General features: G+C 28.3%; 2 protein-coding genes. Both read left to right on the top strand.

The genetic code is table 11. The annotated features are described in order from the left end of the window. The coding region (locus F6K40_RS40285; protein WP_293145969.1) for an NB-ARC domain-containing protein at positions 1–607 on the top strand (607 nt) is incomplete at its 5' end. A gap of 447 nt (positions 608–1,054) precedes the next feature. After that, positions 1,055–1,256: hypothetical protein (locus tag F6K40_RS40280; protein WP_293145967.1), on the top strand; the 202-nt coding region annotated here is incomplete at its 3' end.

The following is a 1,256-nucleotide window of genomic DNA, read 5'->3' as shown; positions in this document are numbered from 1 at the left end:
TATAACATCTGAAGAAATCATCACACCTTCTTATAAAAAAGAACTATCTTTTCAACAAATCCTCAAGGATATTGCCACAACTTTCGAGCAAAAGGAATTATTAAAATTAGACTTTAATAGTTGCATAGATGCAATTCTGGATTTATTGAGAAAATACAAAACTTTGTTAATCGTAGATAATTTGGAAACAGTTGAAGATATTAATGATATGATTTGGTTTTTAATAAGTTTAACAAAGAAGGTTAAAGTTGTTATTACCAGTCGCAAAAAAACTGATTTTGGAGTTCCAATCGATCTAGATGAATTATCTGAAGAGTCTGGACTAAAATTAATTAAACATATAGCTGAATTACAAAATATTAATTTAGACGAAAAACAAGAAAAAGATATTTATAGGGCATCTTGCGGTATTCCTTTAGCAATTGTTTTAATTATTGGTCAAATAGCTAATCATCACTCTTTTGAACATTTAATTAAAAATTCAAGTGCGGGTAAGAGTCATATTGTTGATTACTGTTTGCAAAGTTTTATTGAACAACTAAAAGGAAAATCTAGCTACAAATTATTAACGGCTTTAGCTTTATTGTCTAAAATTACTTGTGATTAAATCATAACTGCAATTGCAAAAATTACTAATAATGAAGAAATAGAAATAGGATTCACTGAATTAAAGAAACTCAACTTAATTCAACGTAGTGGGGAAAAATATCAAATATTACCTATTATTCGTAGTTATGTTTTAGCACAGTTGAAAAAAGAACCCGATTGGGAAAAATAATTACGGAACAATTGGGTTGACTGGTATCAAGAATTTGTTAAAAAATATGGTGGTAAAGATGAAAAAGAATGGAATAATTATCAAGAATTAGAAGCCGAATGGGAGAATATTACTGATGTAATTTCATGGTGTATTAATGAAGATAGATATGATGATGTTAAATACTTTTGGCGACAGATTAAAAGTTATTCTTATCTTCGAGGTTATCAAAGCGATCGCTTAACTAATTGGAATAATCGTTTAGAATGGAATGATTGGCTGATCAAAACAGCTAAAATGAAGCATGATTATGAAATAGCTATTGAAGTAATGTTTGATAAAGCATGGATTCTTACTCTGATAGAAACACCTGAAAAATTAAATGAAGCGATCGAGTTATTTTCTCAAGTCTGGCTTCAGAGAAAGCATCATCATAATCCTATATTTCAGATAGATGTAGCTATAGATATTTCTTATATTCGTATTATTCAAAATAAAA

It is taken from the genome of Okeania sp. SIO3I5, assembly GCF_010672085.1.
Taxonomy (GTDB): Bacteria; Cyanobacteriota; Cyanobacteriia; order Cyanobacteriales; family Microcoleaceae; genus Trichodesmium.
This window is presented reverse-complemented; position numbering and strand designations above follow the sequence as displayed.